The following is a 1008-nucleotide window of genomic DNA, read 5'->3' on the forward strand; positions in this document are numbered from 1 at the left end:
AACATGAAGAAAAGGGCAAGAATCCACCGGAGGGAACGAGATGACCGACCCTGTGATCAGCAACCTTCGCCCGCACGTCTGGAACTCCGAGCAGTCCGTCGCCTACGAGGCGGCGATCGAGGCGATCAACGGCGTGGTCGCCGCCTACTCCGCCCTGATCGCCGAGGCCGAAAACTCGCCGGTCTCGCAGGAACTGATCACCGAGTACCGAACACTGCGCACGGAGTGCCAGCAGGTACGCAAGGCGCTGCGGGCCGAGGACACCGAGAACGTCGCCCGGGTGCGGGCCGCCTACGCCGCCAAGCTGCGGGAGCTGAGGGAGAGCGGCGCGTGAGCCAGGACGACGCCGCTCGCTATCAGCTGCCGGCGGAGGAGAACCGGCGCATCTTCGCCATGGACATCGTGCGGGACCTGCTGACCGGCCCGATCCCGCAGGACCCGGCCACTGCCGTCTTCCTGCTCGGGCAGCCGGGCGCGGGCAAGACGCGGGTGGCCCAGCTCATCGCCGAACAACTCGATGCCCGGGGCGGGTTCGCGGACATCGACAGCGACCTCTACAAGCCCTACCACCCGCAGTACGCGCGGCTCATGGCCGAGGACGACCGCCTCATGACCCTCTACACAGGGCAGGACGGCCGAGCCTGGATGAAGCAGGCGCAGCAGTTCGTCCGGGGCGAGGACCCGTTATCCGGAGGCCGGAAGCTCAACGCCTTGGTCCAGGAGATCGCCATGGACCCCCAGTTCCTGGCCGAGACCATGCGCAGCTACCGGAACGTGGGCACCCGTATCGAGGGATTCGTCCTGGCCGTGTCACAGGCGCAGAGCGATCAGGGCGTTCTGAACCGCTACCACGAGCAGCTCGTCGACCGCGGGCAGGGCCGCCTGACTGTGCCGGAGAAGGCGCAGGCCTCGTTCACCGGAATTCCGGTCGCCTGCGAGGTCATCGTGCGCGAAGGACTCCTGGACGTCGCAGGCGTCTTCCGGCGTGGGGATTCCGAACCCCGCTTC

2 protein-coding genes are annotated in these 1008 nt (G+C 67.7%); both read left to right on the plus strand.

Going from position 1 to position 1008, the window contains the following annotated elements; all coding sequences use genetic code 11:
* Positions 1-40: 40 nt before the first annotated feature.
* Positions 41-334: a hypothetical protein gene (locus tag ACWFRU_RS42505; RefSeq protein ID WP_367509827.1), complete on the plus strand. Its 294-nt coding sequence runs from the start codon at positions 41-43 to the stop codon at positions 332-334.
* Positions 331-1008 (plus strand): zeta toxin family protein (locus tag ACWFRU_RS42510; protein WP_453694228.1); only part of this gene is annotated, 678 nt, incomplete at its 3' end. The genes ACWFRU_RS42505 and ACWFRU_RS42510, both read left to right, overlap by 4 nt.

The sequence above is a fragment of the Streptomyces sp. NPDC055099 genome (genome assembly GCF_053607685.1).